Origin of the sequence: Halegenticoccus soli (assembly GCF_002844195.1) — an archaeon.
In the GTDB taxonomy this organism is placed as follows: domain Archaea; phylum Halobacteriota; class Halobacteria; order Halobacteriales; family Haloferacaceae; genus Halegenticoccus; species Halegenticoccus soli.
The window spans coordinates 404,760-430,521 of the sequence record NZ_PEND01000001.1 but is presented as its reverse complement, the minus strand read 5'-3'; the positions used below and the strand labels follow the sequence as shown (position 1 = coordinate 430,521).

Below are 25,762 nucleotides of genomic sequence, written 5' to 3'. Positions count from 1 at the left end.
TTCGACCGTCGAAACGGACGTCGGCGGACTGAGGGCTCCGTCCCCAACCGCGCCGCCGACTCACTTCAACGACGGACACCGTTTCGGTCAGTTCCGGACACCTTATGCGCGGACCGTCGGAATAAGCCGACGTTTCCCCTCGACCGCGCCGCGACCCCGTCGTCGCCGTCTGTCCGATCGATCTCGGCGGCGATCCGTGACTCCTCCCGGAGCGCGGACGGCGCCGCGTTACGGCCGGAAGATCCCTCCCGACGGCGGGGAGTTTCGCTCGCTGATGCGTTCGTGCGCCGCTTCGAAACGGTTTTCAATCGCCGTGGCGCACACTCGGTATGCCGACGGAACCCGACACGGGATACGACCCCGACAAGGGGAGGAAGTTCATTTTCGTAACCGGGGGTGTCATGTCCGGGCTCGGAAAGGGGATCACCGCCGCGAGCACCGGGCGACTGCTGGCGAACGCCGGCTTCGACGTGACGGCGGTCAAGATCGACCCGTACCTGAACGTCGACGCCGGGACGATGAACCCGTACCAGCACGGCGAGGTGTACGTGCTGAAGGACGGCGGCGAGGTCGACCTCGACCTGGGGAACTACGAGCGGTTCCTCGGGGTCGACATGACCTCCGACCACAACATCACCACGGGCAAGACCTACCAGCACGTCATCGAAAAGGAGCGCGCCGGGGACTACCTCGGCAAGACGGTGCAGATCATCCCCCACGTCACGGACGACATCAAGCGGCGCATCCGCGAGGCCGCCGAGGGGACCGACGTCTGCATCGTCGAGGTCGGCGGCACCGTCGGCGACATCGAGTCGATGCCGTTCCTGGAGGCGCTCCGGCAGTTCGCCCACGAGGAGGAGGACGACGACATCCTCTTCGCCCACGTGACGCTCGTCCCCTACTCGAAGAACGGCGAACAGAAGACGAAGCCCACTCAGCACAGCGTGAAGGAGCTACGCTCGATCGGCCTCCAGCCGGACGTCCTGGTCGGCCGCTGCGAGGACGAGCTCGACCCGGAGACCAAAGAGAAGATCGCCCTCTTCTGCGACGTGCCGACCGAGGCCGTCTTCTCGAACCCGGACGTGCCGGACATCTACCACGTGCCGCTCATGGTCGAAGAGGAGGGGCTCGACGAGTACGTGATGGAGCGGCTGAACCTCGCCGACGAGGCGCTCCCGAAGGTGGAGCGCGACAGCCGCTGGCGCGAGCTCGTCACCCGCGACCGAACCGGCTCGGTCGACATCGCCCTCGTCGGCAAGTACGCGCTGGAGGACGCGTACATGTCGATCCACGAGGCGCTGAAGCACGCCGGCATCGAGCGCGGCGTCGACGTCAACGTGCTCTGGGTCGACTCGGACGAGATGCACGACCACCACGCGGAGCGGCTCCGGGACGCCGACGGGATCGTCGTCCCCGGCGGCTTCGGCTCCCGCGGCACGAGGGGGAAGATCGAGGCCGTCCGCTACGCGCGCGAACACGGCGTCCCGTTCCTCGGGCTCTGCCTCGGCTTCCAGCTCGCGGTCGTCGAGCACGCGCGGAACGTCCTCGGGCTGGAGGGCGCACACTCCACCGAGATCGATCCCGACGCGCCCCACCCGGTCATCGACCTCCTGCCCGAGCAGTACGACCTGCAGGATCTCGGCGGGACGATGCGCCTCGGCGCCCACGAGACGGAGATCGAGCCGGGATCGCTCGCCGCCCGCGTCTACGGCGGCGACTCCTGCGTCGAGCGCCACCGCCACCGCTACGAGGTGAACCCCGAGTACATCGACCGGCTGGAGTCGGAGAACCTCACGTTCTCCGGGCGCGCCGGCAACCGCATGGAGGTCCTCGAACTCGACGACCACCCGTACTTCCTCGGAACCCAGTTCCACCCCGAGTACCGCTCCCGGCCGGACCGCGCGAGCCCGCCGTTCGTCGGCCTCGTCGACGCGGTGCTCGAGCGGACGGAAACCGACGGTCGCCCGGAGGAACGCGAGGTGGAGGCCTGATGGTCGACGCGGAGCGCTTCATCGAGGAGGCGACGGCGGAGATCCGGGAACAGGTCGGGGACGCCCACGCCGTCATCGCCCTCTCCGGCGGCGTCGACTCGTCCGTCGCGGCCACGCTCGCCTACCGCGCGATCGGCGAACAGCTCACGCCCGTCTACGTCGACACCGGCCTGATGCGCAAGGGCGAGACCGACGAGATCCGCGAGACCTTCTCGTTCATGGAGAGCCTGCGCGTCGTCGACGCCGAGGAGCGGTTCCTCGACGCGCTCGCCGGGGTGACGGACCCGGAGGAGAAGCGCGAGGTGATCGGCGAGCAGTTCATCCGCGAGTTCGAGCGCGAGGCCACGGAGACGGCGGCCGACTACCTCGTGCAGGGGACGATCTACCCCGACCGCATCGAGAGCGAGGGCGGCATCAAGTCCCACCACAACGTCGGCGGCCTGCCGGACGTGGTCGACTTCGAGGGCATCGTCGAGCCGGTCCGCGACCTGTACAAGGACGAGGTCCGCGAGGTCGCCCGCGAACTCGGCCTGGAGAGGGTCATCTCGGAGCGCATGCCGTTCCCCGGGCCGGGGCTCGCGGTCCGCGTCGTGGGCGAGATCACCCGCGAGAAGGTCGAGGTCGCCCGCGAGGCGTGCCACGTCGTCGAAGAGGAGCTGGAGGAGTACGACCCGTGGCAGGCGTTCGCCGCCGTCGTCGGCAAGGGAACCGGCGTCAAGGGCGACAACCGCGTCCACGGCTGGATCGTCGCGGTCCGATCGGTCGAATCGCGCGACGGCATGACCGCCCGCGCCCAGGAGATCGACTGGGAGACGCTCCAGCGCATCCAGAGCCGCATCACCGGGACGAACGAGAACGTCGCCCGCGTCGTCTACGACGTGACGCATAAGCCCCCGGCGACCATCGAGTACGAGTGACCGTGACGAGAAAGGCACTCATCGCCGGCGCGGACGAAGAGCACATCGGGGACGCGCTCGCCGCACAGGGCGTCGAAACCGTTCGGATCGACGGACTCGCGACGCGCGCGTCCATGGACGAGGCGGGGTTGGCGGACGCCGACCTGCTCGTGCTGACTGACGTCTCCGACGCGACGGCGATATCGGTCGCGAAGGAGCGCAACCCGCACGTGAAGGTCGTGATCTACGCGCGCGAGTCGCTGCCCGAGTTCGCGCGCGGGCAGGCGGACCTCGCGGTCGATCCCGCCCTGCTCGGCCCCGACGTGGTCGCCGAGGAGCTCGCCTGATTTTCGGGTCGGCTACTCCCGCTCGACGGCCGCCATCGCGCTCTCGACCGCTTCGACCGACGGATCTTCCGACGCGCTGTACGCGCTCATGAACCGGCAGGCGGCCGCGAGCGCCGCCCGCCGATCCGCGAGGCCGGCGAACTCCGTCGTCTTTCTGCGCCCCGCCTCGCGGTCGCGGACGACCGATAAGCGGTACGTCCGGTCCGCCTCGTCGGGCGAGCGCAGGTCGAGCGCGCCGACCTGGACGCTGAGGTCCTGCTCGCCGTGGACGAACAGGCGCACGGACTCGGGGTCGTGCCGTTCGACGCGCGCATCGGGGTCCGCCACCTCGTGCCACCCCTCGGGGGTCCCCTCCTCGCACTTCATACGTCGTGCTCGGCGGCGGCGCGTCCTAAGCTCGCGGGTTGAGAACTCAGGGTCGCTCGCGCGGGCGACCGCCGGCAGGCTTCCGCGCCGGGCGACGAGCGGTCGCCCGGAAAACGAACCGTTAAGCCCGATTTAATCCGGCTTAATTCGGGGAGAGAGCGCTCGAAACGCGGAGAATCGGGTTTCAGCGTGACCACCGTTAATGAGGGCCACCGGGCAACGGGAGGCCGCAATGCGACCGACCAAACTACTCGCAATCGCGCTGGCGACGCTGCTGGTGACCGCCGGGATCGGAGCCGCGGCGGCTTCGAACACGACCGCGACGACGGCAACGGCGACCGCAACCGCGGAGGCGGACGCGGACGGAAGCGCCGAGGCGTCGCTCGACGCCGACGCGACGTACGACAACGGGACGGTGACGGTGACCGTGACGCGGGACGGTGCCGCGGAGGCGAACGTGAGCGTCTACGAGAACGGGACGCTCGTCGGCACCACGGGCGCGAACGGGACGCTGACGTTCCAGACCGACGCGGACGAGGAACTCGAGGTGTCCCTCCGCGGCGACGGGTTCGAGGGCGAACTGGAGTACGCCCTCGACTCGGGCGAGCTGACGCTCGAATCGACCGAGTTCGACGCCGAGGACGGCGACCGCGCCGGTCCGCCGGAGGAGCTGCCCGACCGCGTTCCGCCCCACGTCGAGCGGATCCACGACCTCATCCGCACGTACTTCGCCGGGTTCCTCGACGGGAACCTCGGCTGGGCCGTGAGTGCCGTCGCCGGGGGGGACGACCGCGCCGACGACGAAGGCGGGGACGACGCCGACGACGGATCGGAGGGCCGCGACCGCGCCGACGACGCGCGCGAGCGGGCGAAGCAGGCGCGCGAGAACGCCGACGAGCGCGGACGGGATCACCACGACCGCGCCGACCGCGACGGTGACGACCGGGAGCGCGACGACCGGAAGGGAGACGAGGACGACCGGAAGGGAGACGACGAGGACGAAGAAGGGGAGGAAGACGATGACGACGACGGGGCGACCGCGACCGCCGGCGCGGGCGCGTCGGTGAACGTCGGCGTCGGCCGCTGACCCGGGCGGGCTGGATCGACGTGCAGTTCTGACACCCGACCCGCCGCCCCCGTCGTCCCCGTCGTTCGCCGAAGAACCGACGAGCGGTCGACGAGCGATCGATGCGGCGGGAATCCGGCGACGGAATCGCTTTTGCCGCACGTATCGACGGGGCACTGTTCAGAGACGGAAGTTACCGTCGGCGGTTCGGCGGGGGCGATCAGCCGTGATCCTGGTGGATTGAAAGGGCGAGAGCTTTCTGGTGGCCCCTGGTGGAACTCCTCGCGGCAACCGCGTATCTGAACACTACCTATCCTATCGACGGGGCACCACTGTTAAGCCGAGCGGCCGCCTCGGTCCACCCATGTCGCTCGACCGACTGAAAGCGCTCTCGCCGGAGCCGGGCGAGGTCGCCACCGCCGAGCTGGTCGTCACGGACGACGTGCTGGTGAAGGCGTTCGCGCTCGGCCCCGGCGCGGCGCTCGACCCGCACGAACACGACGCGAGCACGAACGTCTTTCACGTCCTCCGGGGGACGGTCACCGTCGTCCAGGGTGACGAGGAGGAGGAGATCGACGCGCCGGGCGTCGTGCTCCACGAGCGCGGCGTCACGCACGGAGCGCGCAACGACACCGACGAGGTCGCCGTCTTCACCGCGAGTCTCTGTCCGCTGCCGTCTTGAGGGCGGGCCCCGTACCGGGTCGGGGAGCGGATCACTCCTCCGGATCGGAGTCGGACACGGGCTCGGATTCGATCTCCCGGGTCGCCGAGCGGCCGAACGCGTCCGAATAGTCCTCCCACAGGGTTCCGATCTTCCAGACGACCGGGAAGATCAGGAACCAGATCACGACCGCGAAAGCGCGCTTTAGGAGGTCTCCGGCCCCCGCGTCCCACCACTCCCCCGACAGGAGAAACGCCGGATCGGACACCGGAAGGCCGGAATCGATCGCCGCGCGAGACGCGGCGGTCGACGACAGCGCGATTAGCGGTTCGGCGGCCGCGAGATCGACCGTCATCGAAGCGAACGGCGCCGCCTCCGGTGACCCGGCTGCCACTCCTCGACGGCCGAGGACGGTCCGCGTCCCGACGACCGTTGCGGCTCCGATCGCCCGAGCGTGCGTTTCCGAAACCACATGTTACGTTTAAAATATATTCGCGAATAAGGTAAATACTTTGTGCTAAACGAGTTATTCGACAGATTCGGCCGGGCTCGCCCGTTCACCGTTCGGCGTTGCCACCGCCGAAACCGGGATACGGCGGCCCTCCGAACGTCGGTGCATGGTCCGAGTCTCCGCCGGGGCGCGCCTCCACTTCGGCTTCGGGAACCTTAGCCTCTCGCACGAGCGCCTGTACGGCGCGATCGGCGCCGCCATCGAGGAGCCGCGGGTCGCGGTCCGGGCCGAGCCGGCCGACGGGGTCGACTGCGCGGACCCGACCGCGCGCCTGTACGCGGAGCGCGCCGTCTCGCTGCTCGATCTGCCCGGGGCCACCGTCTCGGTGGAGCGCGCGCTCCCCCGCCACGCCGGCCTCGGCAGCGGGACGCAGCTCGCGCTCGCCACGCTCTCGGCGGTCGCGCGGGCGCACGGCCGCGACCCCGGCGTCCGGGACCGCGCGCCCGCGCTCGGCCGCGGCGGCCGCTCCGGCGTCGGCGTCGCCGCGTTCGAGTCCGGGGGGTTCGTCCTCGACGCCGGCCACCCGACCGCGCGCTTTACCACCGCTCGGCCCGCGGACGGCGACTGGACGGTTCCCGCCGTCGCCGCCCGACACGAGATCCCCGACCACTGGCGGTTTCTGCTCGTGGTCCCCGACGCGGATCCGGGCCGAAACGGCGACGCGGAGGACGCGAGCATGCGCGCCGTCGTCGAGCGCGCCGATCCCGCCATCGCCGACCGCGTCGCGGGCGTGGTCGCCCGGCGGCTCCTCCCGGCGGTCGCCGAGGGCGCGGCGGAGCCCTTCGGCGAGGCGGTCGAGGAGATCGGGCGGTTGAACGGCGCGTGGTACGCCGACGAACAGGGCGGCGTCTACCGGCCGCCGGTGGGCGAACTGGTGGCGGCGCTCGCCGCCTCGCCCGCGGTGTACGGGGTCGGCCAATCCTCCTGGGGGCCGGCCGTGTTCGGCGTCACCGACGCGGACCACGCCGACGAGGCGCGTGCGGCCGGCGAGGAGGCGCTCGACGACGCCGGCGTCGACGGCGAGGTGGCAGTCGTTCGGGGCCGCAACCGAGGGGCGGTCGTCGAGGGCGGCAAGGGCGGTAAGGGCGGTAAGGGCGGCGAGGACCGCGAGGACCGCGACGGGGAAAACGGCCCGACGTAGCGCGACGCAGACCGGCTATCGCCGGGAAAGGTCGCTCAGCCGCCCGATCCCCGAGCGGCGTAACGGATAAGGACCCTCCCCGAACACGGGGTGCATGGACACCATCCCCCTCGGCGTCTCGCGGCTGGACTCGATCATCGGCGGCGGCGCGCCGCCGGGGAGCGTCGTCCTCCTCGTCGGCGAATCCGGGGCCGGCGCGCGGGAGTTTCTCCACACCAGCGCGGCGATAAACGCGCTCGCCCGCGCCGCGCCGGAGGAGTTCGATCTCCACTACGGGTCGCTTGCGGAGGGGGCGAGCGTCCCCCCCGAGGTCCACTACCTCTCGTTCACCGCCGACGAGGAGTACCTCGCCCGGGAGATGGCTCACACGATGGACGAAGCCCTCGTCCGGGCGGCCGTCGAGGAGATCCGGTTCCGCGACTTCTCCCCGGAGTACTTCCAGCTCACCCCGGTACCGCGCGACTGGTACGCCGGGGAGGCGTCGTCGCTCTCTGATCTCGGCAGGCGCCACGAGCGGACCGACGTGCTCAACGCCCTCGGCGACTACCTCAGCGAGCACGCGCCCGGCAACCTCGTCCTCGTCGACTCGATCACCGACCTCGTGGGGGCGATCAGCGACGACACGTCGTGGACGGACATCGCGATGGTGCTGAAGGGGCTGGAGAAGGCCTCTCACGGGTGGAAGGGGCTGATCCTCCTTCTCGTGAGCCGGGAGACGCTGACGTCGACCGAACTGGGCCACCTCATGGAGGCCGCGAGCGGAACGCTCCTGTTCGAGTGGGAGACGGGCGGCTCCCGGCGCGCCCGGACGATGGTCGTGAAGGAGTTCCGGGGGGCGCTCTCGCGGCTCGAATCCGAGAACATCGTCCGCTTCGAGACCGAGATCCACGAGGGCGGCTTCGACGTGAGCGACGTGAGAAAGATCCGGTGACGATCGTCCCGACCGACGCCGGGTTCTCCGGTTCGAGCCACGTCCGAGCGAACTGGGACCGCCGCCTGCCGGAGCGGGCGCGGTCGACGGCCGCGCTCACAAATACTTAAGGCGACACGAAAAAATCCTCTGACAGATGGCGGGGGAGCAGTCGGAGGCGCTTCCGGCGGAACTCCGGGAGTGGCTCGACGCGAAGGCGGCGGAACTCGGCGTCGGCCGGAACGAGCTGCTCACCCGGGCCGTCGTCGCGTTCCGCCTCATCGAGGAGGGGAGCGACGCGCTCGCGCGGTCCGAGCGGGAGCGCGAGGCGATCAGGGCGGACGTGGACGCGCTCTCGGCCCGCGTCGAGGCCGTCGAGTCGGACCTCGACGGCAAGGTCGCGGACCTGCGCGAGCGGCTCGTCCGGGTCAAGCGCGAGACCGACGGGAAAGCGCCAGAAGGGCACGAGCACCCGGCGCTGCGCGAGCAGGTCGGTCGTGCCGCCGAGACGGCGGCCGAGGCGCGCGAGCGCGCCGACGCGCTCGACGACAGACTGGATCGCGGCTTCGAGAACTACGAGGAGGTGCTCGAAGGCCTCCGCGACGAGAGCGACGAGCTGGACGAGAAAGCGGGCCGCCTCGCCCGCGCCGTCGTCGACCTCCAGTCCCGGGCCGCGGCGCTCGAAGCCGAGGCGTCGCGCCGTCGCGCGACCGCGGCGTTGCGGGAGGCGGCGAACGGGTGCGGCGTCGACGCCGCGAAGTGCGGGGCGTGCGGCGAGACGGTTCACGTCGGCCTCCTCTCGGAGCCGCGGTGCCCCCACTGCGAGCGCGGATTCGCGGACGTCGAGCCCCCGCGGGGGTTTTTCGGCTCGGCCGCGCTGACGGTCGGCGATCCGCCCGCGCTCGACGGACGGTGCGGTACGGACGCCGATCCCGATCGATCGTCCCGGGAACGGAGTGACCGCGGGCGGGGAGCGCCGAGGGGGGTCGCCGACGACGATGAGTGAGTCCGGTTCGAACGAGGAGTCAGCTCCGCTGGACGGTCTCGCGCGGGAGTTCAGAGCCCGGCGCGAGCGGTCGTCGGACGCGGACGAGAGCCTCTTCGAACGGGTCGAGGCGGGTGAGCGGGACGGGGCGAGGGAACTCCACGCGAGCGAGTCCGGCCCGACGGACCGATCCCTCGGAGATCTCGTCGCCGAAGCGAGCCGGGAAGACGGCGAAATCGCCGACGAGCGGGCGTGGACGGCCCTCGCGTCCGGCGGCGGCGACGGATCGAACGATCCCGGCGCGGAGCGGACGGATCGGGAGCCGTCCGGCGGGCGGGTCGGCGACCTTCGACCCGAACGCGTCGTCCCGAAGCGGGAGTACTGCCAGCGCTGTCGGCACTTCGCCGCGCCGCCGCGGGCGACGTGTGCGCGCGAGGGGACGGAGATCGTCGAGGTCGTCGACCTCGACCGGTTCCGGGTGCGCGGGTGCCCGATGGTCGACGGCGACGTCGGCGACGTCGGCGATGTCGCCGACGACGGCGGTGGCGACGGTGACGGCGACATCGGCGGTGACGGCGGTCCGAAGGGGGGTTGATTCGACCGGCGCGTCGGCCGACCCGAGCGACATTTGTGTCCGGGGCGAGAACGGTTCGGACATGCAATTCTGCGACGAGTGCGGCTCGATGATGGTCAATCGGGACGGAGAGATGGTCTGTCGCAACTGCGGCGCGACGGCGGACCGCGACGAGGACCTCGCCGCGAAGTTCGTCTCGACGGAGGAGCAGACCGACGACGACGTGATCGAAACCGAGGAGGGGGCCGACTTCGAGGGCAAGCCGACCGCGAACGACGTGACGTGCGACAAGTGCGGCCACGGCGCGGCGTGGTACACGATCAAGCAGACCGCCTCCGCGGACGAGCCGCCGACGCGCTTTTTCAAGTGCAAGGAGTGCGGGTACCGGTGGCGGGAGTACAATTAGTCGGATGAGTCGGCGGCCGATCAAGAGTTGGTTGCGTATGAGGGATTACCAGGAGGGCATCGGGTTTTGAACCGACGTACTCGGGCCGAGACGATCGTCCGTAGCGTAACGGGGTACGGACGGAAAACGCCTCGAAAGCCCGCGCGCTCTCGGGTCGCGCGGCTCGCTGCGCTCCTCACTCGCTCCGCTCGTTGCGGTGCTTGCGTCCCCGTGCCTCCCCGAGAGCGCGCCCCCTTTCAGTCCCGCCCGACAGCTCGCCCGCCGAAGCCTCACGCCTCCCCAACCGGGCGCTCGCACCGACGCGCTCGCGTTCCCTCGCGCGCCATCCGTCGCGGCACGGAGGCCGCGACAGCGCGCGCCGGTATCGGTAGTTTCTGCGGAACGACGGCACGTCGGCACGTCGGTACGTCGGTACGTCAGCCCAGGTGTGCGTCAGCCCAGGTGCGGCTCGAAGAACGAGGCCGCCGCCTCGCCCACGTTCCGCCCCTGGCCGACGAAGAAGTGATCCGCGCTCAGTTCGATGACCTCGGCCTCGCGTTCGCGCGCGCGATCGACCACCGGTCCCCAGTCGACGGTGTCGTCGCGGACGCCGTAGACGACCTGGAGGGGCGCGGCGACCTCGTCGACGGCGGCCGCGGCGTCCAGGTCGGCCGCGAGGCGCGCCGCGGGCGCGAGCGCGCTCACGGCCGCGAGGTCGTCGCGGCCGGCGGCGGTCAGGAGGGCGATCGCGGCCCCGAAGCTGAAGCCGAAGAGCCCGACGCGCTCGTACCGATCTGCCGCCCAGCGGAGCGCGTTTCGGGCGTCCTCGCGCTCGCCGTAGCCCTCGTCCCACGGGCCGTAGTCGAACCGGAGGCAGTCGATCCCGCGCTCTGTGAGCGCGTCGCTGACGGCGACGAGCCGGTCGTCGCCGCGGTGGCCGCGGTGCTGCGGGTGCGGCGGGCATGCGACCACGGCCGCGTCGGCTCCGTCGGCGGCGGGACCGCCGGCGTCGTCGGCCTCGCCGCCCGTCCTGCCCTCGGGTCCCTCGTCGTCCTCGACCGAGCCGCCGGTCGCGCGATCGAGCGTCGCCCGCACGTCCCGCCCGCCGGGGATCAAAACGGTGTCGTCGACCATGCCGACCTCTTGTCCGCATGAGGTTTTAAGCCCGAGGTCCATAAGAGGGAGATATGGGAATACTCTCGCGCGCGTCGTACGTCATCCGGTCGAAGATCAACGCTATCCTCAACCGGGCGGAGGACCCGACCGAGACGCTCGATTACTCCTACGAGCAGATGCGGGACGAGCTCCAGCAGGTCAAGCAGGGCATCGCCGACCTGACGACGCAGAAAAAGCGGCTGGAGATCCAAAAGCGACGCCTGGAGGAGAACGTCGAGAAGCACAACGAGCAGGCCCGCGAGGCGGTCAGCCAGGACCGCGACGACCTCGCTCGGCGGGCGCTGGAGAAAAAGCAGTCGAAGATGAACCAGATCGAGGAACTCGAAGGGCAGATCGCCAACCTCCAGTCGACCCAGGACGACCTCGTCGAGAAGAAGAACGAGCTACAGAGCCGCATCGAGGAGTTCCGCACCCGGAAGGAGACGATGAAGGCCCGCTACGAGGCCGCCGAGGCGTCGAGCCGGGTCTCCGAGGCGATGACCGGCGTCGGCGACGAGATGGAGGACGTCGGTCGCGCCATCGAGCGCGCCGAGGAGCGGACCGACGAGATGGAAGCGCGCTCGGCCGCGATGGACGAACTGGAGACGACGGGCGCGTTCGAGGACGCCCTCTCGGACAAGGACGAGATCGACCGGGAGCTCGAAGCCGCCCGGAGTTCGAGCGAGGTCGACACCGAACTGGAGACGCTGAAGGCCGAGATGGGGAAAGGCGAGCCGGAGTCGGCCGAGGGCGAATCCGAACCGGAGACCGAAACCGACGTGAGCGACGAGGAGGTCGAATCGGAGCTGGAAGAGCTCAGGGAGGAAGAGTCCCGCTCCGAGTGAGCGGGCCGGCCCCGTCGGGGGGTCGACGAGTCCGCCACGAACGATTTGTGGGCCGGCGACCGTATCGGACGTATGGAAGACGCTGACGACGGCTCGCCGAGCGACACGATGCGGGGTCGCGCCGCACAGAGTCGGTGGAAATTCTGGCTCCTGATGGACGCGAACAGGTGGATCGTCGCCGGGGCGCTCCTGCTCGGAGTGTTCCTCTCCCTGGTCGCGGCCAGCCTGCTCGACCTCGCCCCGATGCGGGCCGTCGTGGCGAGCCACAACGGCCTCTGGTGGCTCTTCTCGCCGGGTATCAACGCCATCGTCACCGGCGTCACGCTCGTCGTCACCATCAACCAGCTCGTGCTCTCCCAGGAGCTCGGACCGCTCGGAGACCAGCGCGAGCGCATGCGGGGCGCCGTCGACTTCCGCGAGGACGTGGAGCCGTGGCTCGGCACGGAGACGAGCCCGCCGGACCCCGCGTCGTTCCTCGCGGCGCTGGTCGACGCCGTCCAGACGCACGCCAATCGGCTCGGCGAGGAAGTCGAGGGGAACGAGGACGAGAAGCTCCGCGACCGCGTCGAGGATTACGTGGACAGCCTCACGGAGAACGCGCGGGAGGTCGGCGATCGGCTCAGCGGCTCGCAGTTCGGGACGTTCGGCGTGATTTCCACCGCCCTCGATTTCAACTACTCGTGGAAGATCTACGAGGCGCGGCGGCTCAAGAGCGAGCACGCCGACTCGCTCGACGACGCCACCGACGAGGCGCTCGCCGACCTCATCAACGTGCTCGAGTTCTTCGGCCCCGCGCGCGAACACTTCAAGACGCTGTACTTCCAGTGGGAGCTCGTCAACCTCTCGCGGGTGATGCTGTACTCGTCGATCCCGGCGCTCGTCGTCGCGATGGTGATGATGCTGTACGTGACGCCGGACGCGATTACCGGCAGCACGTTCGGCATCGGCAACCTCGTCTTGCTCGTCAGCGCCGCGGCGACGGTGTCGCTCACGCCGTTCGTGCTGCTGCTCTCGTACATCCTCCGCATCGCGACCGTCGCCAAGCGGACGCTCGCGATCGGCCCGTTCATCCTCCGGCAGACGGCGAGGTCGGACGACGTCGACTGGAAGTAGCGTCGTCCGTCCGGACCGCGACCGACGGAACGACTAACCCCTTCGAACGGCAACCCCCGTCCCATGGACGAACTCGTCGAGCGCGTCCGCGACTCGCTCTCGCCGGCCACGCGGGCGGAGTTCGAGCGGCGAGTCGAGCGGCAGGCCGAGCGACTGCTCGAAGACTACCGGTCGGGCCTGCTCGAAAACGCGACCTTCGCCGTCGGGCTCGAACTCGAATCGTACGTCGTCGACGACGGCGGACGGCTCCGACGGGTTCCGGCGAGCGCGTTCGACGAAGCGGGCTGCGAGAAGGAGCTCGGCGTGCACAACGTCGAGTTCAACACGACCCCGGACGTGCTGGACGGCTCGGGGTTCGACCGGCAGGCGAATCGACTCCGGACGCGGGTCGAGCGCGCCCGCGAGGTCCTCGGCGGTGCGGGGCTGCGTCCCGTCCTCGACGGGATGTGGACGATCCCGCCGCCGGAGGGGACCGAGGCGTACCTCGGCGAGCGCGCCGAGCGCGGCGGGGTCGTCGTGGCCGCGAACATGCGGTCGGACCCGCGGTACTGCGCGCTGGACAACGACACGCTCCGCCGCGCCGGCGGCGAGATTCCGCTGTCCGTGCCGGGCGTCGAGCGGACGTTCCCGTCGATCCTCGTCGAGTCCCTCACGGCGTCGATGCAGCCGCACCTCCAGGTGCCGTCGACGGCGGCGTTCCCGCGCTACTTCAACTGCGCCGTCCGGACGCTCGGCCCGGTGCTCGCGCTGGCGGCGAACTCGCCGTTCCTCCCCGCGGACCTGTACGGCGACGCCGACCCGGATCGGGTGTTGGACGCGACGCCGCACGAGCTCCGCGTCCCCGTCTTCGAGCAGTCGATCAACGTCGGCGTGCGTCGGAAAGTGTGCGTCCCGCGCGACATCGACTCCGTCGAGGACGCCGTGAGGCGACTCGTCGACGACGAGACGGTCGCGCCGTTTCTGAGCGACCCCGACGAGGAGTCGGCGTACCCCGAGCCGTACCCCGAACTCGAACACAAGCGCGGGACGTACTGGCGGTGGGTTCGGACCGTGATCGGGGGGCGGACGCCCGCGCCGCCCGGCGCGGGAGGCCGGAACGACGAGGCGTCCGTCCGCATCGAGTACCGCCCGCTGCCGGCCCAGCCGACGGTCCGAGACACGGTCGGGCTGCAGGCGCTCACCGTCGGGCTCCTGCGCGGACTCGTCGAGGCGGACCACCCGATCAAGTCGCTCGCGTGGGCCGACGCCGAGGAGTCCTTTTACAACGCCGTCGACGACGGCCCGGACGCCGAGCTGGCGTGGGTGACCGCCGAGGGGGACCGAACGCACGACCCGGCCGTCGTCCACGACGAGGTGTTCCGGTTCGCCCGGCGCGGGCTCACCGCGTTCGGCGTCGCCGGGGGGACGATCGAGGAGTACCTCGCCCCCATCGAAGCCAGGCGCGACGCCCGGACGACGCCGAGCGCGTGGAAGCGGGCGCGCGTCCGGGAAGCCGTCGAGGGCGGCGCGTCGCTCCCGGAGGCGATCACCGACGCGCAGCGCGAGTACGTCCGGCGGTCGGAGGCGACGGCGTCGTTCGCCGAGTGGCTCTGAGGGCGGGGTCGGTACGACCGTCCGGACGACGGCGACGCGCCGGATCAGTCGAGGCGGTGTGCGCCCGTGCCGCTGCGGTCGAGGTCGGCGAGTCGGATCTCGCCGCCGTCGAGGTCGACGCCGGCGTAGGGGTCCTCCGCGAGCAGCAGCGAGCCGTCGAGGTCGGCGTAGTCGAGAAGCGGAGCGAGGTGGCACGCGGCGGCGATGGCGGCGTTCGTCTCGACCATGCAGCCGAGCATGACTTCGAGGCCGTGGGCCCGGGCGGCGTGGATCATCCGCGTCGCCTCCCGGAGGCCGCCGCACTTCATCAGCTTCAGGTTCACGACGTCCGCGCGGTCGGCGACCGCCGGCACGTCCGGCAGGGCGACGCACGACTCGTCGGCCGCGATCGGGAGGGCGCTCCGCTCGTAGACGAACTTCAGTCCCGCCGGATCCTCGGCCGGGACGGGCTGTTCGACGAACTCCACGCCGTACTCCGCGAGCGTCTCGCACATGCGAACGGCCTCGCGCGGCGTCCAGGCCTCGTTCGCGTCCACGCGGATCGTCGCGTCGGGTGCCTCCTCCCGCACCGCGGCGATGAGTTCCTCGTCGCGGTCGGTGCCGAGCTTGATCTTCAGGATCGGGTAGCCCGCCTCGACGGCCTCGGCGGTCTTCTCGCGGACGCGCTCGGTCGCGTCCAGGCCGATCGTGAACGAGGTGCGCGGGCCCTCGGCGGGGTCGAGCCCCCAGAGGCGGTACAGCGGGACGCCGAGGCGCTTGGCCGCGAGATCGTGCAGCGCGACGCTCACCGCGGTCCGGGCCGCGGGGTTGTCCGCGACGGTCTCCCGGAGCCGGCGCTCGACGCGGGCGAGCGCGTGCGGGTCGCCGACCTCCTCGACGACCGACAGCAGCGACGGCAGGACCGCCTCGACCGTGTCGGCGGTCTCCCCGTAGTGGCTCGACGGGGCGGCCGCGCCGACGCCCGTCATCCCGCCGCCGTCGGTGACCCGGACGACGACGTTCTCGGCGACCTCCTGCGTCCCGCGCGAGATCGTGAACGCGTCCGCGAGCGGGAGCGACACCCGCTCGAACTCGGTTTCGAGGCTCATTCGAGATCGAGCGCCGCCAGGATCTCGTCGGGGCCGAAGCGGACCGGATCGGTCGCGGGCGCGCCGAGGTCGTCGGCGTAGGCGTCCACGGCGGCCCTGGCCGCCTTGTCGTCGTCGACGCCGACGGTGTTCAGCGCGCCCGCGGCCACCTCGGTCTCGTGGACCGGCGCGGCGAGGTCCTCGTAGAGGTCGACGTAGTCCGGGATCGGCGGGAGCGCGGTGTCCTCGTAGCCGTGGATGACTTCCCGGCCGGCCTCGTGACAGAGGACGAGCTTGTCGGGCATCGCGCCGTGGAGGATGCCGCAGGTGACCGCCGAGTAGGCGGGGTGGACGATAGAGCCCTGCCCCTCGACGAACAGCACGTCGCGCTCGTCGCCCTTCTCCAGGATCATCTCCTCGACCGCGCCGGCGGTGAAGTCGCTCACCACGCGGTCGATGGGGTTGCCCCACCCGGAGATCATGATGCCGGTCTGCCCCGTGGGTACGAACTCGGCGTCGACGCCTCGATCCGCCGCCGCGCGGGCGAGTTCGAGCGAGACCGTCATCTTCCCGACGGAGCAGTCGGTGCCGACCGTGAGCACGATCTCGGCGTCCACCTCGTCGGCGATCCCCCGGCTGACCGTGAGATCGTCGCGGGGCTTGCGAACGTCGTGGAGCTCAGCGCCGTGCTCCTCTGCGAGCGCGACGAACTCCTCGTCCTCCGTGAGGAAGTAGTGGAGGCCGGCGACCACGTCGCAGCCGCGTTCGAGCGCCGTTCGCACGTCCGGCCGCCAGGAGTCGTCGAAGCCGCCGCCGATGGGCGCGATGCCGATCAAGAGGGCGTCGCAGTCGGGCGCGTCCGCCATCGACTCAACGACGGGGGCGTCCGGCGCGTCCGGGAGGTGCTCCGAGACGCGGTCGCCCGCGCGGTCGCGGTCGAGGACGGCGACGACCTCGTCCGAGCCGTACCGGATGACCCCGGTCGCGGTTTTCGCCTCGTGGGGGAACTTCTCGTGGGCCAGGATCGCGATGCGCCGCGATCCGTCGGTGTCTGCCGTCATGTGCGTGGAGTTCGTCACCGACAGCATAAAAGAGGGACCGGTCGCGCGCGGCGGGGCGGGTTACGCCGGGCAGAGTACACCGGGCAGGGGTCACACCGGGTGAGTGTCCACCGCGGGCGGAACTGACGCTCCCGGAGCGGGTGCTCTCGCTCCCGGTCCACCCGCACCTCTCGCCGGCGGACCTGGACCGCATCGCCGAGTCGATCGCGGAATACTTCGAAGGGACGGAGGGGACCTAGATCCGGTACAGCCGGGTCGTCCAGAACTCGCGGAACGCGTCGGCGAGGGCGTCGTCCGGGTCGCCCCCGGCGTCCGACGGCGCGACGCGGTCGGCGAGGTCCCGGAGCTCGTGGAGGACGCTCCGCTCGCCGACGAGGACGAGCCGGTCGGGGTCGCGCTCCTCGATCACCTCCCGGCACCTGTCGAGGTGGTCGTCGATCTGCTGGTCGCGGCGGCGCTCGAACCGCGCCTGCGAGAAGCCGCCCTTCGAGTGGCGGTTCATCACGTCGCTCTCGAACCCCTCGGTCGTCTTCCGGTCGCCGCCGTCGTACGTCCCGAGCGCGAACAGGTCCGAGCGGACGAGCGCGAAGGCGAACTCGCCGGTCGGCCGGAACCACGCGTCGTCGAGGGCGAACCCGTCGCCCCACTCGCAGAACGGCTCCGGGGGGTGCGGCGGGGCGAGCGCCGCGCTCACGAGTCCGGCGTCGTCGGCGCAGACGACGCACGGGGCCGCGCGGGAGGCGAGCGCCGCGCGGTCGCCCAGAACGTCGCGGACGGCGTCAGGCAGGTCGAAATCGCCGTCGATCGCCGCCGTCAGCGCGCCCTCCGGCTCGGTTTCCACGCTCCGCAGGCGGGCGCGCACCTCGTCGAGGCGCGCGCCGCGGAGCGGTTCGACGCCGCGGAAGTCGAGGTCGGGCTCGTCGCCGCCGAGGCGCTCGACCCGGTCCTCGAGCTCCGCGATTCGGTCCTCCAGCCGGTTGACCCGCTCCTCGGCGTCCTGTCGGGCGCTGACGGCGTCGGCTCGGCGCTCCTCCTCGGCCTCGGCGCGCCGTTCGAGGTGGCGTTTCTCCTCCTCCAGCTCCTCGATGCGCGCTTTGAGTTCGGCCCGGCCGAGCAACTCGTCGAGCATGGTCGAGAGGCGCGGGCTGGGGACTTCTAGGTTGGGGGTCGGCTCCGGCCTCAGACGCCGGTCGACGGCTCGTACCCCGCGTACCGGAGGAGTTCGTCGGCGCGGTCAGCCTTCGCGAGGAACACCTCGCGCCGGACCGGAAGCGAGTCGTCCGTGAGCTCCCAGGGGACCGTGAGCGTCCCGGTCGGGACGTCGTCGTCCCCGAGCACGGGGAAGTGCAGCCCGTCGAGTTTCATCACGAGCGGCGCGTCGAGTCGCTCCACGCCCTCGCCGGTCGCGTAGAGCTGCTCGTTCATCCGCTCGTGGTCCGCCCGCTGAATGGCGCCGAACCCGCGGTCGCCGTCGCGCGGCTCGACGTACATTTCCCCGAGGTAGTAGCCGCTTGAGAACTGCTCGAACATGCTGTGCGTGTGAATGTCGGGCACGGGAGGACGTAAATGTTACCGGCAACCCTTTTATCGACGCGCAAACAGCGAAAGCGGACGCTCGCCGGGCCGGGGGTTCGTCGGTCGACGCGGCGAGGAGGTGAAAACGCGGTTCGCGCTACCGCTCGACGGTCACGGACTCGATGACGACGTCCTCGCGCGGCCGGTCGTTGCGGTCGGTCGGGACGTCGCCGATCTCGCGGACCACGTCCATTCCGTCGGTGACCTTCCCGAAGACGGAGTGGCGGCCGTCGAGGTGCGGCGTCGCGTCGAGCGTGATGAAAAACTGCGAGCCGTTCGTGTTCGGGCCGGCGTTCGCCATCGAGAGCACGCCGGGGCCGTCGTGGGTGAGTTCGTCGTGGAACTCGTCGTCGAACTGGTAGCCCGGGCCGCCGCGACCGGTCCCGGTCGGGTCCCCGCCCTGGATCATGAAGCCGTCGATCACGCGGTGGAAGATCACGTCCTCGTACAGCGGCTCACCCCGCCTCGTCTCGCCCGTCTGCGGGTCCTCCCACTCTTTTTCACCGGTGGCGAGGCCGATGAAGTTCTCCACGGTCCGCGGGGCGCGCTCCTCGAAGAGCTCGACGGTGATGTCGCCGCGGTTCGTGTGGATCGTCGCTGTCGGGTTGCTCATACGCGGTCCTCGTCGGCGGGAGTGAAAACCCTGGTGATGCGGCGGGCCGGGCCGGCGGGTGGGACGCGTCGGCGGCGGAACTCGTTCGCGCACCGTGATCGACGTTCGACAACATATGAAAAATAGTTAATTTTAATTAGTAAACACGTGATGAATGGTCGATGCCTTCCAGAAGAGACGCACTGAAGTTCGCGGGGACCGCGGGACTGACCGCGGTCGCGGGGACCGCCGCCGCGGGTCGGTACACCGTCGACAGCGACCTGACGAACACCCTCGCCATCACCGGCTCGCAGCTCGACGACGCGATCAGGGGCGTCCGGTCGGACAGCCCGCTCATCGGTCTCGGGGACACGTGGGTGCGCGTCGGGAACGAGCAGGGGATAAACGCCGTCTACATGGCCGCCCACGCCGCGTGGGAGTCCGCCTGGGGGACGAGCAGCATCACCCGGGAGAAGAACAACATCTACGGGTGGACGGCGTACGACAGCTGTCCGAGCGGCTGCGCCACCGAGTTCAGCTCGATGGAGGCGTGCATCGAGTACGTCATGCCGCGGATCAGGGAGAACTACCTGACGCCGGGCGGGACGTACTACACCTCCTACGGTCCGACGCTCCGCGGGATGAACGTCCACTACGCGACGGACGACAACTGGAAGTACGGAATCCGCGACGTGATGAACTCCCTCGACGACGAACTCGGCGGGTCGTCGCCGAGCGGGTGGCCGGTGTACGAGCGCGGCGACAGCGGCCGCGACGTGTACACGATCCAGTACCTCCTGCGCGCGCGCAGCTACGGCCTCAGCGTCGACGGCATCTACGGCTCGGAGACCGAGAGCACGGTCGAATCTTTCCAGTCCGCAAGTGGCCTCGCCGTCGACGGCATCGTCGGTCCCAACACCTGGGAGGCGCTGATCGTCACGGTGAGCTACGGCGATCAGAGCTCGGCCGTGACCGCGGTCCAGGATCAGCTCCGCTACGCCCACGGCTACGACATCGCCGTCGACGGCGTCTTCGGGTCGGGTACCGAATCGGCGGTGGAGTCCTTCCAGTCGTCGCGCGGGCTCGCGGTGGACGGCATCGTCGGCCCCGACACCTGGCAGGCGCTCGTGGCGTGATCCGTCGGGCGCGCTGATCCGCCGAGTGCGATAATCCGACGGATGCTCCGGGTCGCCGACGGTCGCTGCCGAGGTCGACGACCGCGCCGGCCGCAACGTTCAACCGCCGGCCCGACGCTCATTACCCGTCCGCCCGTACCCGGAGGTATGGTCGACACGGAGTACGTCACCGTCCGCGGCGTGGACGTTCCGGCGATCGGGTTCGGCACCGCGCGGATGACCGGCGAGGAGTGCGTGGAGGCGGTCGCCAGCGCCCTCGACGTCGGCTACCGCCACGTCGACACCGCGCAGATGTACGACAACGAGGAGGCCGTCGGGCGGGCGATCCGGGAGTCGGACTACCCCAGGGAGGACGTCTTTCTCACCACGAAGCTGCACCCGAGCAACCTCGCGCGCGACGACGTGCTCGACTCGTTTCACGGCAGCCTGGAGCGGCTCGACGCCGACTACGTGGACCTCCTCCTGATCCACGCGCCGCGGGACTACGTCCCCGTCGAGGAGACGCTCGGCGCGATGAACGAACTCAGAGAGCGCGGCGAGGTGCGGAACGTCGGCGTCAGCAACTTCTCGGTGAGCGAGCTGGCGGAGGCGATGGAGGCGTCCGAAGCTCCGATCCTGACGAATCAGGTCGAGTACCACCCGTACAGGTCGCAGGACGAGCTGCTCGCATTCTGCATCGAGAACGACGTGATGCTGACCGCCTACAGCCCCCTCGACGTCGGCGACCTCGCCGGCGACGACGCGCTCGCCGATCTCGGCGAGCGACACGGCAAGACGCCGGCGCAGGTCGCGCTCCGGTGGCTGATCCAGCAGGACCACGTCTCGGCCATCCCGAAGGCGTCCTCGCGGGAACACCAGCTGGAGAACGTCGAGATCTTCGACTTCGAACTCTCGGACGACGAGATGGAGCGGATCTTCGACGCCCGCGGCGGGCTGACGGACCGGGTCCGTTCGCTCCTCGGGTTCTGAAGGCCAGCCGTCAGCTACAACCCGATCCGGCGCGAACCGTGACCCGTCATGGCGCACGACTTCACCGAGGACGACCTCGGCAAACCGGTCGTCTCGTCCGACGGACGGCGCGTCGGCTCCGTGAGCGACGTCGAGGGCGGCAGGGCGCACGTGCGGGCCGACCCCGACATGCCGGGGGAGCTGAAGGAGGCGCTGGGGGTCGACGACACGCTGACCTCGACGATGGAGCACGAGCACGTTTCCAGGGTGACCGAGGACGAGGTCAGGCTCGCCGATCTCCCGTAGAGCGCTCGGGGGGCGAGTCCGCGTTCGGGCGTCGGTCGCCACAGCCCACATTCGACCGCCCGGTCGCCACAGCTACTTGACCCCGGAGGACCAGGGGAAACCATGCACACGGCAGAGCGGGTGACGCTCGCGCGTCTCCCATCGGGCGTCCCCGTCGAGACGACCGTCCACAGGTACGGCGGCGGCCGGCCGGGGCCGACGGTGTACGTCCAGGCCGCACAGCACGGCCGGGAGATCAACGGCACGGAGGCGCTCCGCCGCCTCCACGACCGGCTCGACGGCGAAGCGCTCGCCGGAACGCTCGTGGCCGTCCCCGTCGCGGATCCGCTCACGTTCGACCGCGTCTCGTACACGACGCCCGAGTCGCTCGACTCGGTCAACCCGAACATGAACCGGGTGTGGCCGGGCGACCCCGACGGGACGCTCCACGAGCGGATGGCCGCGCGGCTCTGGGAGTACGCGGGCGACGCCGACGCCATCGTCGACCTGCACACCGGCAGTCCGGAGATGCTCACGCACGCGGTCTACCTCCGGGGCGACGAGCGGTCGCGCGAACTCGCGGAGGCGTTCGGGACGGAGCTCCTGCTCGCGGAGGCCGCCGGCGAGGACGCCGACGCCGAGTGGGCCCAGCGCGACTTCGGCGGAAAGCTCCGCGTCGCGGCGACGCGCGAGGGAATCCCCTCTATCACGCCCGAGCTGGCGCACAACAAACAGCTCGTCGAGCCGGCGATCGAAACCGGCGTCCGGGGGCTCCTGAACGTCCTCCGGCACCTCGGCATGCTTCCCGGGGAGCCGGAGGTGCCGCCGGCGCGGACGATCGCGCGGAACCACCTCGGTCGCGTCACGGCCGCCGACTCCGGGCTCTTCGTCCCCGGCGACGGCGCCGAACTCGGCCGCGAGGTCGAAGCCGGCGACCGCCTGGGCCGCGTGTACGACCCGACGACCTACGAGACGCTCCAGGCGGTCGAGGTCGACCGCGACGGGATCCTCTACTCGGTCGCCCGCGAGGCGACGGTGACGGTCGGTCGGACGCTTGTCGGCGTGGCGGAACCGCTGGAGTAGACAGTAGACGAGCGTCCCAAAACGGCCGCGACGTGCGCGATCCGGTGACGGCACCGTCGCGACCGCCCTCAGACCGAGAGCGCCCGAGACGGGGTCCGGTCGTTCGACGGCGCGCGAACGCGATCGAAGTCCCGAAAAAAAAACGAAACCCGTCGGATCGATCCCGGACCGGTCTGGCCGGTCCGTTCGAAGGCTGTTCAGACGGACTGTTCACGCCGGGCGGCCTGCGGCCGCCCCGCGACGACGCCGGCCGACGTACGCGTTGTACGCGCCGAGCGCGGCGATGACGATGCCGACGACGACGCTGCTCCAGAACATGCCCGTGCCCGTCGCCGTCTCGAAGACGAACGGCGAGGCGAGCAGCCACAGCCCCAGCAGCGCGGTGAGCGCCGCGCCGCCGACCATCAGCCGCTCGTCCTCGGTCCGGCGGTAGAAGTTGTACCCCGCGATGAGGGCGACGAGCGCGCCGACGACGACGGCGCTCCACGTCATCGCCTGGCCGGCGCCGTACACGAACGGCGAGGCGATCACCCACAGGCCGAGCAGTGCCGCCGCTGCCGTGGTCCACTTGGTGCCATTCATTTACATCACTCCCCCGGTGTAGCTAGTCGCCGGAACTACTTGAATGTGAATCGCGGGCGATCGCCGCGGCGGATCGACCGCCGAGAATCAGCCCCGGCGCGACCCCTCCTCGAGCCGAGCGATGCGAAAGACGGCCAGGTGGTGCCGGGTGACGACCGCCGTGAAGGCGACCATGCCGGTCGCGAACGCCCCCGGAAACCACAGCGACGCCCCGTGAAAGAAGCTGATCGCGAGTATCGCGAGCGCGGTGAGCGGCGGGAGGATCGAGTAGATACCGGTGCGGATCGGGTGCGCCGTCGCCATCTCGACGACTCCGGGCTTCGAACTCGTCGCCATCGGGTTCAATCGTCGCGAGCGGCGGATTCACTGTTTCGGTTCGCGCCGCGCGGGCGGCGGCGCTCCCCGCGACGGCGACGCCCGTCGTGTCGGGCTCAGAACGCCCGCAGCGCTTCGAGCGTCGCCTCGGCGCTGCCGTCGGCGACGGCGGCGCGCGCCATCTCCAGGCCGGCTTCGAGGTCCTCGGCGTCCTCGCGGGCGTAGATTCGGAACGCGGCGTTGAGCGCGACGGCGTCGGCGAAGTGATCCTCGCGCTCGCCCGAGAGGACGTCCTCCGTGATCCGGGCGGACGCGCCGGCCACGTCGTCCCGGGGGACTTCGAGGTCCTCGTTCTCGAAGTCCATCCCGTAGTTCGGCGTCTCGATCTCGTAGTCCGTGAACGCCCCCTCGGTCCACTCCGCGACTTTCGTGTAGCCGGGGCGGATGTCGTCGTAGCCCTCCATCCCCTGGAACATGATGACGCGGCGGAGGTCGTGGCGCTCCGAGCGCTCGAACGTGTCCGTCACCTTCTTGGCGAAGGCGAGGTGGTAGAAGGAGCCGAGGTGGACGTCGGCGTTCGCCGGATTGGCGAGCGTCTCGATCGTGTTGACGAACGTCCGGACGCCCATCCGGTCCCGGCGGTCGAGCAGGTCGTGGACGGCCGGGTTGAACGCCGGCTGGTAGTAGAAGCCGAATCCGGTCTCGTCGACCATGTCGGCGCTTTCGTCCGGGCTCAGTTCGGTTCGCACGCCGAGTTCGTCGAGGACGTGCTTGTAGGCGCACCCCTTCTGGGTGGGGACGCGGTCGCCGCTGTGGGCGACGACCGGGGTGCCGGCCGCCGCGGCGACGATCCCCGCGCCGACGCCGAGGAGCGCCGTCCGGAGCTTCCCGTCGTAGTTCGATCCGCAGTCGACCGGGTCCGCCGCCGGCTCGGCGTACGCCACCCGCTCGCACATCTCGTCCGTGTACGCCGCCAGCTCCTCGGGCGTGTTGCGCTTCCAGCGGTTCGCCAGCCAGAACGCCCCGAGCGTGGTCGGGTCGGGCTCGCCCGCGAAGATACGGCGGATCGCCTCCGCCGCCTGGTCGTAGCTCATGTCGTCGGCCGATTTCGGGCCGGAGCCGCAGACCTCGGTCATGAGCCGCTTGAGCGGCCACTCGCCGAATTCGTCGCCGGTGTTCGCCATGGGCGCACGTTGGGAGGGACCGGCCAAAAGCGTCCCGTTTGAGCGGTCTCCCGCGCGGCGGCGCGAACCGACAAAGCGTAGTGACCCTGCCCCCTAGCGGAACCGATGAGCGGCCTGGACGCGGACCGCGACTGGCGGACCGGGCTCGACGACGTGGACGCCGCGCTCGTCGACGGCTATCAGAGCGGCTTCCCGGTCGTCGAGCGACCGTTCCGGCGGGTGGGCGCGGAGCTGGGGATCGACGAAGCGGAGGCGCTCGCGCGCGTGAAGCGCCTCCGCGAACGGGGCGTCTTCCGGCGCTTCGGCGCGGTTCTCAACCCCCCCGTCATCGGCAGCTCGACCCTCGCGGCGGTGCGAGCGCCGGAGGACCGGTTCGACGAGATCGCCGACGTCGTCAACGGGTACCGGCAGGTCAACCACAACTACCGGCGCGCCCACGAGTGGAACATGTGGTTCGTCGTCACCGCCGGCTCGCGGGGGACGCGCGACCGGATTCTCGCCGAGATCGAGGAGCGAACCGGCTGCGAGGTGCTGAACCTCCCGATGCTGACCGACTACTACATCAATCTGGAGTTCCCGGTCGTCAACTCGGACCGGTTCGCCAGGGAGAGTACGACGGCGCTGGGCTCCGCGCCGAACGGCTCGCCGGGGAGCGCGACCGGCGGCGCGAGCGGGGACTCCCGGCGATCGAACGCCGAGACGGCGGTGAACGCGACGCGGATCAGCGAGGAGGCGACCGGGGACCTCACCCGCCTCGAAGCGGCCCTCCTCATCGCGATCCAGGACGGATTCCCGCTGTCCGCGACCCCGTACCGCGACGTCGCCGACGAGATCGACGCCGACGTCGACGACGTGCTCACCGCCGTCCGACGCCTGCTCGAAGTGGGCTGCATCAAGCGCGTCGGCTGCGTCGTCAATCACGTCGTCACGGGCTTTCACAACAACTGCATGGTCGTCTGGGACGTGCCGGACGGGGAACTCGACCGCCGCGGCACCGCCGTCGGCGCGCTCCCCTACGTGACGCTCTGTTACCACCGGCCGCGCCGACCCGAGCAGGGGTGGCCGTACAACCTCTTCACCATGATCCACGGCCGCGAGGCCGCGGCGGTCGACGCGAAGGTCGACGAACTCGCCGCCGAGCATCTCCCGTTACCCCACGAGCGGCTCTACTCGACCGAGACGCTGAAACAGACCGGCGCGCGGTACGAGGAACTCATCACCGGCCGCGACGACTGAGCGACCGCCGCCGGTTTTTGCTCACCCATCTTTTCTCCTTACTCCGTCGCGTCTCCGCTGGCGTTCGCTGTCGGCCCGTCGAGGTCGACCGCTGCGCGCGAGGGAGAGTACCGGAGCGAGCGGCGCGAAGCGAACGAGGAACGCAATCGGCTGGGGAGG

The 25,762-nt window shown here is 70.5% G+C and carries 29 protein-coding genes; 18 read left to right on the top strand and 11 right to left on the bottom strand.

All coding sequences use genetic code 11. From position 1 onward, the window contains the following. Window positions 1-329: 329 nt before the first annotated feature. From CNO20_RS02165 to CNO20_RS02155, 3 genes are read left to right on the top strand one after another with little or no spacing between them, the layout of a single operon-like run. Window positions 330-1,991 (top strand): CTP synthase, encoded by a 1,662-nt coding sequence (locus CNO20_RS02165; RefSeq protein WP_101294376.1) that lies wholly within the window; start codon window positions 330-332, stop codon window positions 1,989-1,991. After that, complete coding sequence (gene guaA / locus CNO20_RS02160) at window positions 1,991-2,908, top strand: glutamine-hydrolyzing GMP synthase (protein WP_101294375.1); 918 nt, start codon at window positions 1,991-1,993, stop codon at window positions 2,906-2,908. The genes CNO20_RS02165 and guaA overlap by 1 nt, the downstream gene beginning before the upstream one ends. Next, window positions 2,905-3,234: a DUF7126 family protein gene (locus CNO20_RS02155; RefSeq protein WP_199174698.1), complete on the top strand. Its 330-nt coding sequence runs from the start codon at window positions 2,905-2,907 to the stop codon at window positions 3,232-3,234. Before guaA ends, CNO20_RS02155 begins: the two co-directional genes overlap by 4 nt. Before the next feature lie 12 nt (window positions 3,235-3,246). On the opposite strand, the gene CNO20_RS02150 is transcribed toward CNO20_RS02155, so the two are convergent. Further along, window positions 3,247-3,600 (bottom strand): hypothetical protein, encoded by a 354-nt coding sequence (locus CNO20_RS02150; protein WP_101294374.1) that lies wholly within the window; start codon window positions 3,598-3,600, stop codon window positions 3,247-3,249. Window positions 3,601-3,832: 232 nt separating this feature from the next. Between CNO20_RS02150 and CNO20_RS02145 the strand changes: the two genes are divergently transcribed. Both CNO20_RS02145 and CNO20_RS02140 read left to right on the top strand, forming a co-directional pair. Continuing rightward, entirely contained in the window at window positions 3,833-4,687 is an 855-nt protein-coding gene (locus CNO20_RS02145; protein WP_101294373.1) for a hypothetical protein, read from the top strand. Window positions 4,688-5,030: 343 nt separating this feature from the next. After that, window positions 5,031-5,348 (top strand): cupin domain-containing protein, encoded by a 318-nt coding sequence (locus tag CNO20_RS02140; RefSeq protein ID WP_101294372.1) that lies wholly within the window; start codon window positions 5,031-5,033, stop codon window positions 5,346-5,348. A 31-nt stretch (window positions 5,349-5,379) separates the two neighbouring features. Here the strand turns inward: CNO20_RS02140 and CNO20_RS02135 are convergent, their stop codons facing one another. Then, window positions 5,380-5,682: a hypothetical protein gene (locus CNO20_RS02135; RefSeq protein WP_143423133.1), complete on the bottom strand. Its 303-nt coding sequence runs from the start codon at window positions 5,680-5,682 to the stop codon at window positions 5,380-5,382. A 262-nt stretch (window positions 5,683-5,944) separates the two neighbouring features. Between CNO20_RS02135 and CNO20_RS02130 the strand changes: the two genes are divergently transcribed. The 5 genes from CNO20_RS02130 (at window position 5,945) to CNO20_RS02110 (ending at window position 9,854) form a co-directional block, all read left to right on the top strand. Further along, entirely contained in the window at window positions 5,945-6,979 is a 1,035-nt protein-coding gene (locus CNO20_RS02130) for a beta-ribofuranosylaminobenzene 5'-phosphate synthase family protein (protein ID WP_101294370.1), read from the top strand. Between the two features lie 94 nt (window positions 6,980-7,073). Further along, window positions 7,074-7,910: an RAD55 family ATPase gene (locus CNO20_RS02125; protein WP_101294369.1), complete on the top strand. Its 837-nt coding sequence runs from the start codon at window positions 7,074-7,076 to the stop codon at window positions 7,908-7,910. A 136-nt stretch (window positions 7,911-8,046) separates the two neighbouring features. Next, complete coding sequence (locus CNO20_RS02120; protein WP_101294368.1) at window positions 8,047-8,895, top strand: CopG family transcriptional regulator; 849 nt, start codon at window positions 8,047-8,049, stop codon at window positions 8,893-8,895. Beyond that, window positions 8,888-9,469 carry a DUF8135 domain-containing protein gene (locus tag CNO20_RS02115; RefSeq protein ID WP_143423132.1) on the top strand — a complete coding sequence of 194 codons (582 nt, stop codon included), beginning with the start codon at window positions 8,888-8,890 and terminating at the stop codon, window positions 9,467-9,469. The genes CNO20_RS02120 and CNO20_RS02115 overlap by 8 nt, the downstream gene beginning before the upstream one ends. A gap of 61 nt (window positions 9,470-9,530) precedes the next feature. Next, the gene (locus CNO20_RS02110; RefSeq protein ID WP_101295001.1) at window positions 9,531-9,854 is read left to right on the top strand and encodes a transcription factor S; all 324 of its coding nucleotides are present in this window, start codon (window positions 9,531-9,533) and stop codon (window positions 9,852-9,854) included. 432 nt (window positions 9,855-10,286) lie between these two features. On the opposite strand, the gene CNO20_RS02100 is transcribed toward CNO20_RS02110, so the two are convergent. Then, window positions 10,287-10,967, bottom strand: coding sequence for a dienelactone hydrolase family protein (locus tag CNO20_RS02100; protein WP_101294365.1), 681 nt, complete (start codon window positions 10,965-10,967; stop codon window positions 10,287-10,289). 53 nt (window positions 10,968-11,020) lie between these two features. Between CNO20_RS02100 and CNO20_RS02095 the strand changes: the two genes are divergently transcribed. The 3 genes from CNO20_RS02095 to CNO20_RS02085 all read left to right on the top strand — a co-directional run bounded on the left by CNO20_RS02095 (window position 11,021) and on the right by CNO20_RS02085 (window position 14,539). Further along, entirely contained in the window at window positions 11,021-11,833 is an 813-nt protein-coding gene (locus CNO20_RS02095) for a PspA/IM30 family protein (RefSeq protein WP_101294364.1), read from the top strand. A gap of 72 nt (window positions 11,834-11,905) precedes the next feature. Continuing rightward, window positions 11,906-12,946, top strand: coding sequence for a DUF7972 family membrane protein (locus CNO20_RS02090; protein ID WP_101294363.1), 1,041 nt, complete (start codon window positions 11,906-11,908; stop codon window positions 12,944-12,946). A 63-nt stretch (window positions 12,947-13,009) separates the two neighbouring features. Further along, window positions 13,010-14,539, top strand: coding sequence for a glutamate-cysteine ligase family protein (locus tag CNO20_RS02085; RefSeq protein WP_101294362.1), 1,530 nt, complete (start codon window positions 13,010-13,012; stop codon window positions 14,537-14,539). 44 nt (window positions 14,540-14,583) lie between these two features. On the opposite strand, the gene CNO20_RS02080 is transcribed toward CNO20_RS02085, so the two are convergent. From CNO20_RS02080 to CNO20_RS02060, 5 genes are all read right to left on the bottom strand, one after another. Beyond that, complete coding sequence (locus tag CNO20_RS02080; RefSeq protein ID WP_101294361.1) at window positions 14,584-15,627, bottom strand: dipeptide epimerase; 1,044 nt, start codon at window positions 15,625-15,627, stop codon at window positions 14,584-14,586. Next, a complete protein-coding gene (locus tag CNO20_RS02075) occupies window positions 15,624-16,667 on the bottom strand; it encodes an N-acetyltransferase DgcN family protein (protein ID WP_101295000.1) in 1,044 nt (347 codons plus the stop codon). The genes CNO20_RS02080 and CNO20_RS02075 overlap by 4 nt, the downstream gene beginning before the upstream one ends. 235 nt (window positions 16,668-16,902) lie before the next feature. Beyond that, the gene (locus CNO20_RS02070; RefSeq protein WP_101294360.1) at window positions 16,903-17,796 is read right to left on the bottom strand and encodes a Vms1/Ankzf1 family peptidyl-tRNA hydrolase; all 894 of its coding nucleotides are present in this window, start codon (window positions 17,794-17,796) and stop codon (window positions 16,903-16,905) included. Between the two features lie 50 nt (window positions 17,797-17,846). Then, window positions 17,847-18,197, bottom strand: coding sequence for a DUF5802 family protein (locus tag CNO20_RS02065; RefSeq protein ID WP_101294999.1), 351 nt, complete (start codon window positions 18,195-18,197; stop codon window positions 17,847-17,849). Window positions 18,198-18,339: 142 nt separating this feature from the next. Then, complete coding sequence (locus tag CNO20_RS02060; RefSeq protein ID WP_101294359.1) at window positions 18,340-18,855, bottom strand: peptidylprolyl isomerase; 516 nt, start codon at window positions 18,853-18,855, stop codon at window positions 18,340-18,342. 161 nt (window positions 18,856-19,016) lie between these two features. Here CNO20_RS02060 and CNO20_RS22505 point away from each other — a divergent pair, with 161 nt between their 5' ends. The 4 genes from CNO20_RS22505 to CNO20_RS02040 all read left to right on the top strand — a co-directional run bounded on the left by CNO20_RS22505 (window position 19,017) and on the right by CNO20_RS02040 (window position 22,286). Further along, a complete protein-coding gene (locus CNO20_RS22505) occupies window positions 19,017-19,970 on the top strand; it encodes a peptidoglycan hydrolase (RefSeq protein WP_143423131.1) in 954 nt (317 codons plus the stop codon). A 147-nt stretch (window positions 19,971-20,117) separates the two neighbouring features. Then, window positions 20,118-20,939, top strand: a complete 822-nt coding sequence (locus tag CNO20_RS02050) for an aldo/keto reductase (protein ID WP_101294358.1) — start codon at window positions 20,118-20,120, stop codon at window positions 20,937-20,939. A gap of 48 nt (window positions 20,940-20,987) precedes the next feature. After that, window positions 20,988-21,224, top strand: coding sequence for a PRC-barrel domain-containing protein (locus CNO20_RS02045; protein ID WP_101294357.1), 237 nt, complete (start codon window positions 20,988-20,990; stop codon window positions 21,222-21,224). Window positions 21,225-21,326: 102 nt separating this feature from the next. Next, complete coding sequence (locus CNO20_RS02040) at window positions 21,327-22,286, top strand: succinylglutamate desuccinylase/aspartoacylase family protein (RefSeq protein WP_101294356.1); 960 nt, start codon at window positions 21,327-21,329, stop codon at window positions 22,284-22,286. A gap of 210 nt (window positions 22,287-22,496) precedes the next feature. Here CNO20_RS02040 and CNO20_RS02035 read toward each other — a convergent pair whose 3' ends face one another. From CNO20_RS02035 to CNO20_RS02025, 3 genes are all read right to left on the bottom strand, one after another. Further along, a complete protein-coding gene (locus CNO20_RS02035; protein ID WP_101294355.1) occupies window positions 22,497-22,868 on the bottom strand; it encodes an SPW repeat domain-containing protein in 372 nt (123 codons plus the stop codon). Between the two features lie 87 nt (window positions 22,869-22,955). After that, window positions 22,956-23,204 carry a hypothetical protein gene (locus tag CNO20_RS02030; RefSeq protein ID WP_101294354.1) on the bottom strand — a complete coding sequence of 83 codons (249 nt, stop codon included), beginning with the start codon at window positions 23,202-23,204 and terminating at the stop codon, window positions 22,956-22,958. A 95-nt stretch (window positions 23,205-23,299) separates the two neighbouring features. Then, window positions 23,300-24,367 (bottom strand): anthranilate phosphoribosyltransferase, encoded by a 1,068-nt coding sequence (locus CNO20_RS02025; RefSeq protein ID WP_101294353.1) that lies wholly within the window; start codon window positions 24,365-24,367, stop codon window positions 23,300-23,302. A gap of 105 nt (window positions 24,368-24,472) precedes the next feature. Between CNO20_RS02025 and ahbB the strand changes: the two genes are divergently transcribed. Further along, the gene (ahbB, locus tag CNO20_RS02020; protein ID WP_101294352.1) at window positions 24,473-25,603 is read left to right on the top strand and encodes a siroheme decarboxylase subunit beta; all 1,131 of its coding nucleotides are present in this window, start codon (window positions 24,473-24,475) and stop codon (window positions 25,601-25,603) included. Window positions 25,604-25,762 lie beyond the last annotated feature (159 nt).

Coding starts and splice junctions, on each gene's coding strand:
- CNO20_RS02045 (WP_101294357.1), top strand. CDS start 20,988: ATGGCGCACGACTTCACCGAGGACGACCTCGGCAAACCGGTCGTCTCG.
- CNO20_RS02150 (WP_101294374.1), bottom strand. CDS start 3,600: ATGAAGTGCGAGGAGGGGACCCCCGAGGGGTGGCACGAGGTGGCGGAC.
- CNO20_RS02030 (WP_101294354.1), bottom strand. CDS start 23,204: ATGGCGACGAGTTCGAAGCCCGGAGTCGTCGAGATGGCGACGGCGCAC.
- CNO20_RS02025 (WP_101294353.1), bottom strand. CDS start 24,367: ATGGCGAACACCGGCGACGAATTCGGCGAGTGGCCGCTCAAGCGGCTC.
- CNO20_RS02060 (WP_101294359.1), bottom strand. CDS start 18,855: ATGAGCAACCCGACAGCGACGATCCACACGAACCGCGGCGACATCACC.
- CNO20_RS02090 (WP_101294363.1), top strand. CDS start 11,906: ATGGAAGACGCTGACGACGGCTCGCCGAGCGACACGATGCGGGGTCGC.
- CNO20_RS02135 (WP_143423133.1), bottom strand. CDS start 5,682: ATGACGGTCGATCTCGCGGCCGCCGAACCGCTAATCGCGCTGTCGTCG.
- CNO20_RS02035 (WP_101294355.1), bottom strand. CDS start 22,868: ATGAATGGCACCAAGTGGACCACGGCAGCGGCGGCACTGCTCGGCCTG.
- CNO20_RS02165 (WP_101294376.1), top strand. CDS start 330: ATGCCGACGGAACCCGACACGGGATACGACCCCGACAAGGGGAGGAAG.
- CNO20_RS02085 (WP_101294362.1), top strand. CDS start 13,010: ATGGACGAACTCGTCGAGCGCGTCCGCGACTCGCTCTCGCCGGCCACG.
- CNO20_RS02065 (WP_101294999.1), bottom strand. CDS start 18,197: ATGTTCGAGCAGTTCTCAAGCGGCTACTACCTCGGGGAAATGTACGTC.
- CNO20_RS02080 (WP_101294361.1), bottom strand. CDS start 15,627: ATGAGCCTCGAAACCGAGTTCGAGCGGGTGTCGCTCCCGCTCGCGGAC.
- CNO20_RS22505 (WP_143423131.1), top strand. CDS start 19,017: ATGCCTTCCAGAAGAGACGCACTGAAGTTCGCGGGGACCGCGGGACTG.
- CNO20_RS02070 (WP_101294360.1), bottom strand. CDS start 17,796: ATGCTCGACGAGTTGCTCGGCCGGGCCGAACTCAAAGCGCGCATCGAG.
- CNO20_RS02100 (WP_101294365.1), bottom strand. CDS start 10,967: ATGGTCGACGACACCGTTTTGATCCCCGGCGGGCGGGACGTGCGGGCG.
- CNO20_RS02075 (WP_101295000.1), bottom strand. CDS start 16,667: ATGACGGCAGACACCGACGGATCGCGGCGCATCGCGATCCTGGCCCAC.
- CNO20_RS02130 (WP_101294370.1), top strand. CDS start 5,945: ATGGTCCGAGTCTCCGCCGGGGCGCGCCTCCACTTCGGCTTCGGGAAC.
- ahbB (WP_101294352.1), top strand. CDS start 24,473: ATGAGCGGCCTGGACGCGGACCGCGACTGGCGGACCGGGCTCGACGAC.
- CNO20_RS02125 (WP_101294369.1), top strand. CDS start 7,074: ATGGACACCATCCCCCTCGGCGTCTCGCGGCTGGACTCGATCATCGGC.
- CNO20_RS02115 (WP_143423132.1), top strand. CDS start 8,888: ATGAGTGAGTCCGGTTCGAACGAGGAGTCAGCTCCGCTGGACGGTCTC.
- CNO20_RS02040 (WP_101294356.1), top strand. CDS start 21,327: ATGCACACGGCAGAGCGGGTGACGCTCGCGCGTCTCCCATCGGGCGTC.
- CNO20_RS02095 (WP_101294364.1), top strand. CDS start 11,021: ATGGGAATACTCTCGCGCGCGTCGTACGTCATCCGGTCGAAGATCAAC.
- guaA (WP_101294375.1), top strand. CDS start 1,991: ATGGTCGACGCGGAGCGCTTCATCGAGGAGGCGACGGCGGAGATCCGG.
- CNO20_RS02110 (WP_101295001.1), top strand. CDS start 9,531: ATGCAATTCTGCGACGAGTGCGGCTCGATGATGGTCAATCGGGACGGA.
- CNO20_RS02050 (WP_101294358.1), top strand. CDS start 20,118: ATGGTCGACACGGAGTACGTCACCGTCCGCGGCGTGGACGTTCCGGCG.
- CNO20_RS02140 (WP_101294372.1), top strand. CDS start 5,031: ATGTCGCTCGACCGACTGAAAGCGCTCTCGCCGGAGCCGGGCGAGGTC.
- CNO20_RS02145 (WP_101294373.1), top strand. CDS start 3,833: ATGCGACCGACCAAACTACTCGCAATCGCGCTGGCGACGCTGCTGGTG.
- CNO20_RS02120 (WP_101294368.1), top strand. CDS start 8,047: ATGGCGGGGGAGCAGTCGGAGGCGCTTCCGGCGGAACTCCGGGAGTGG.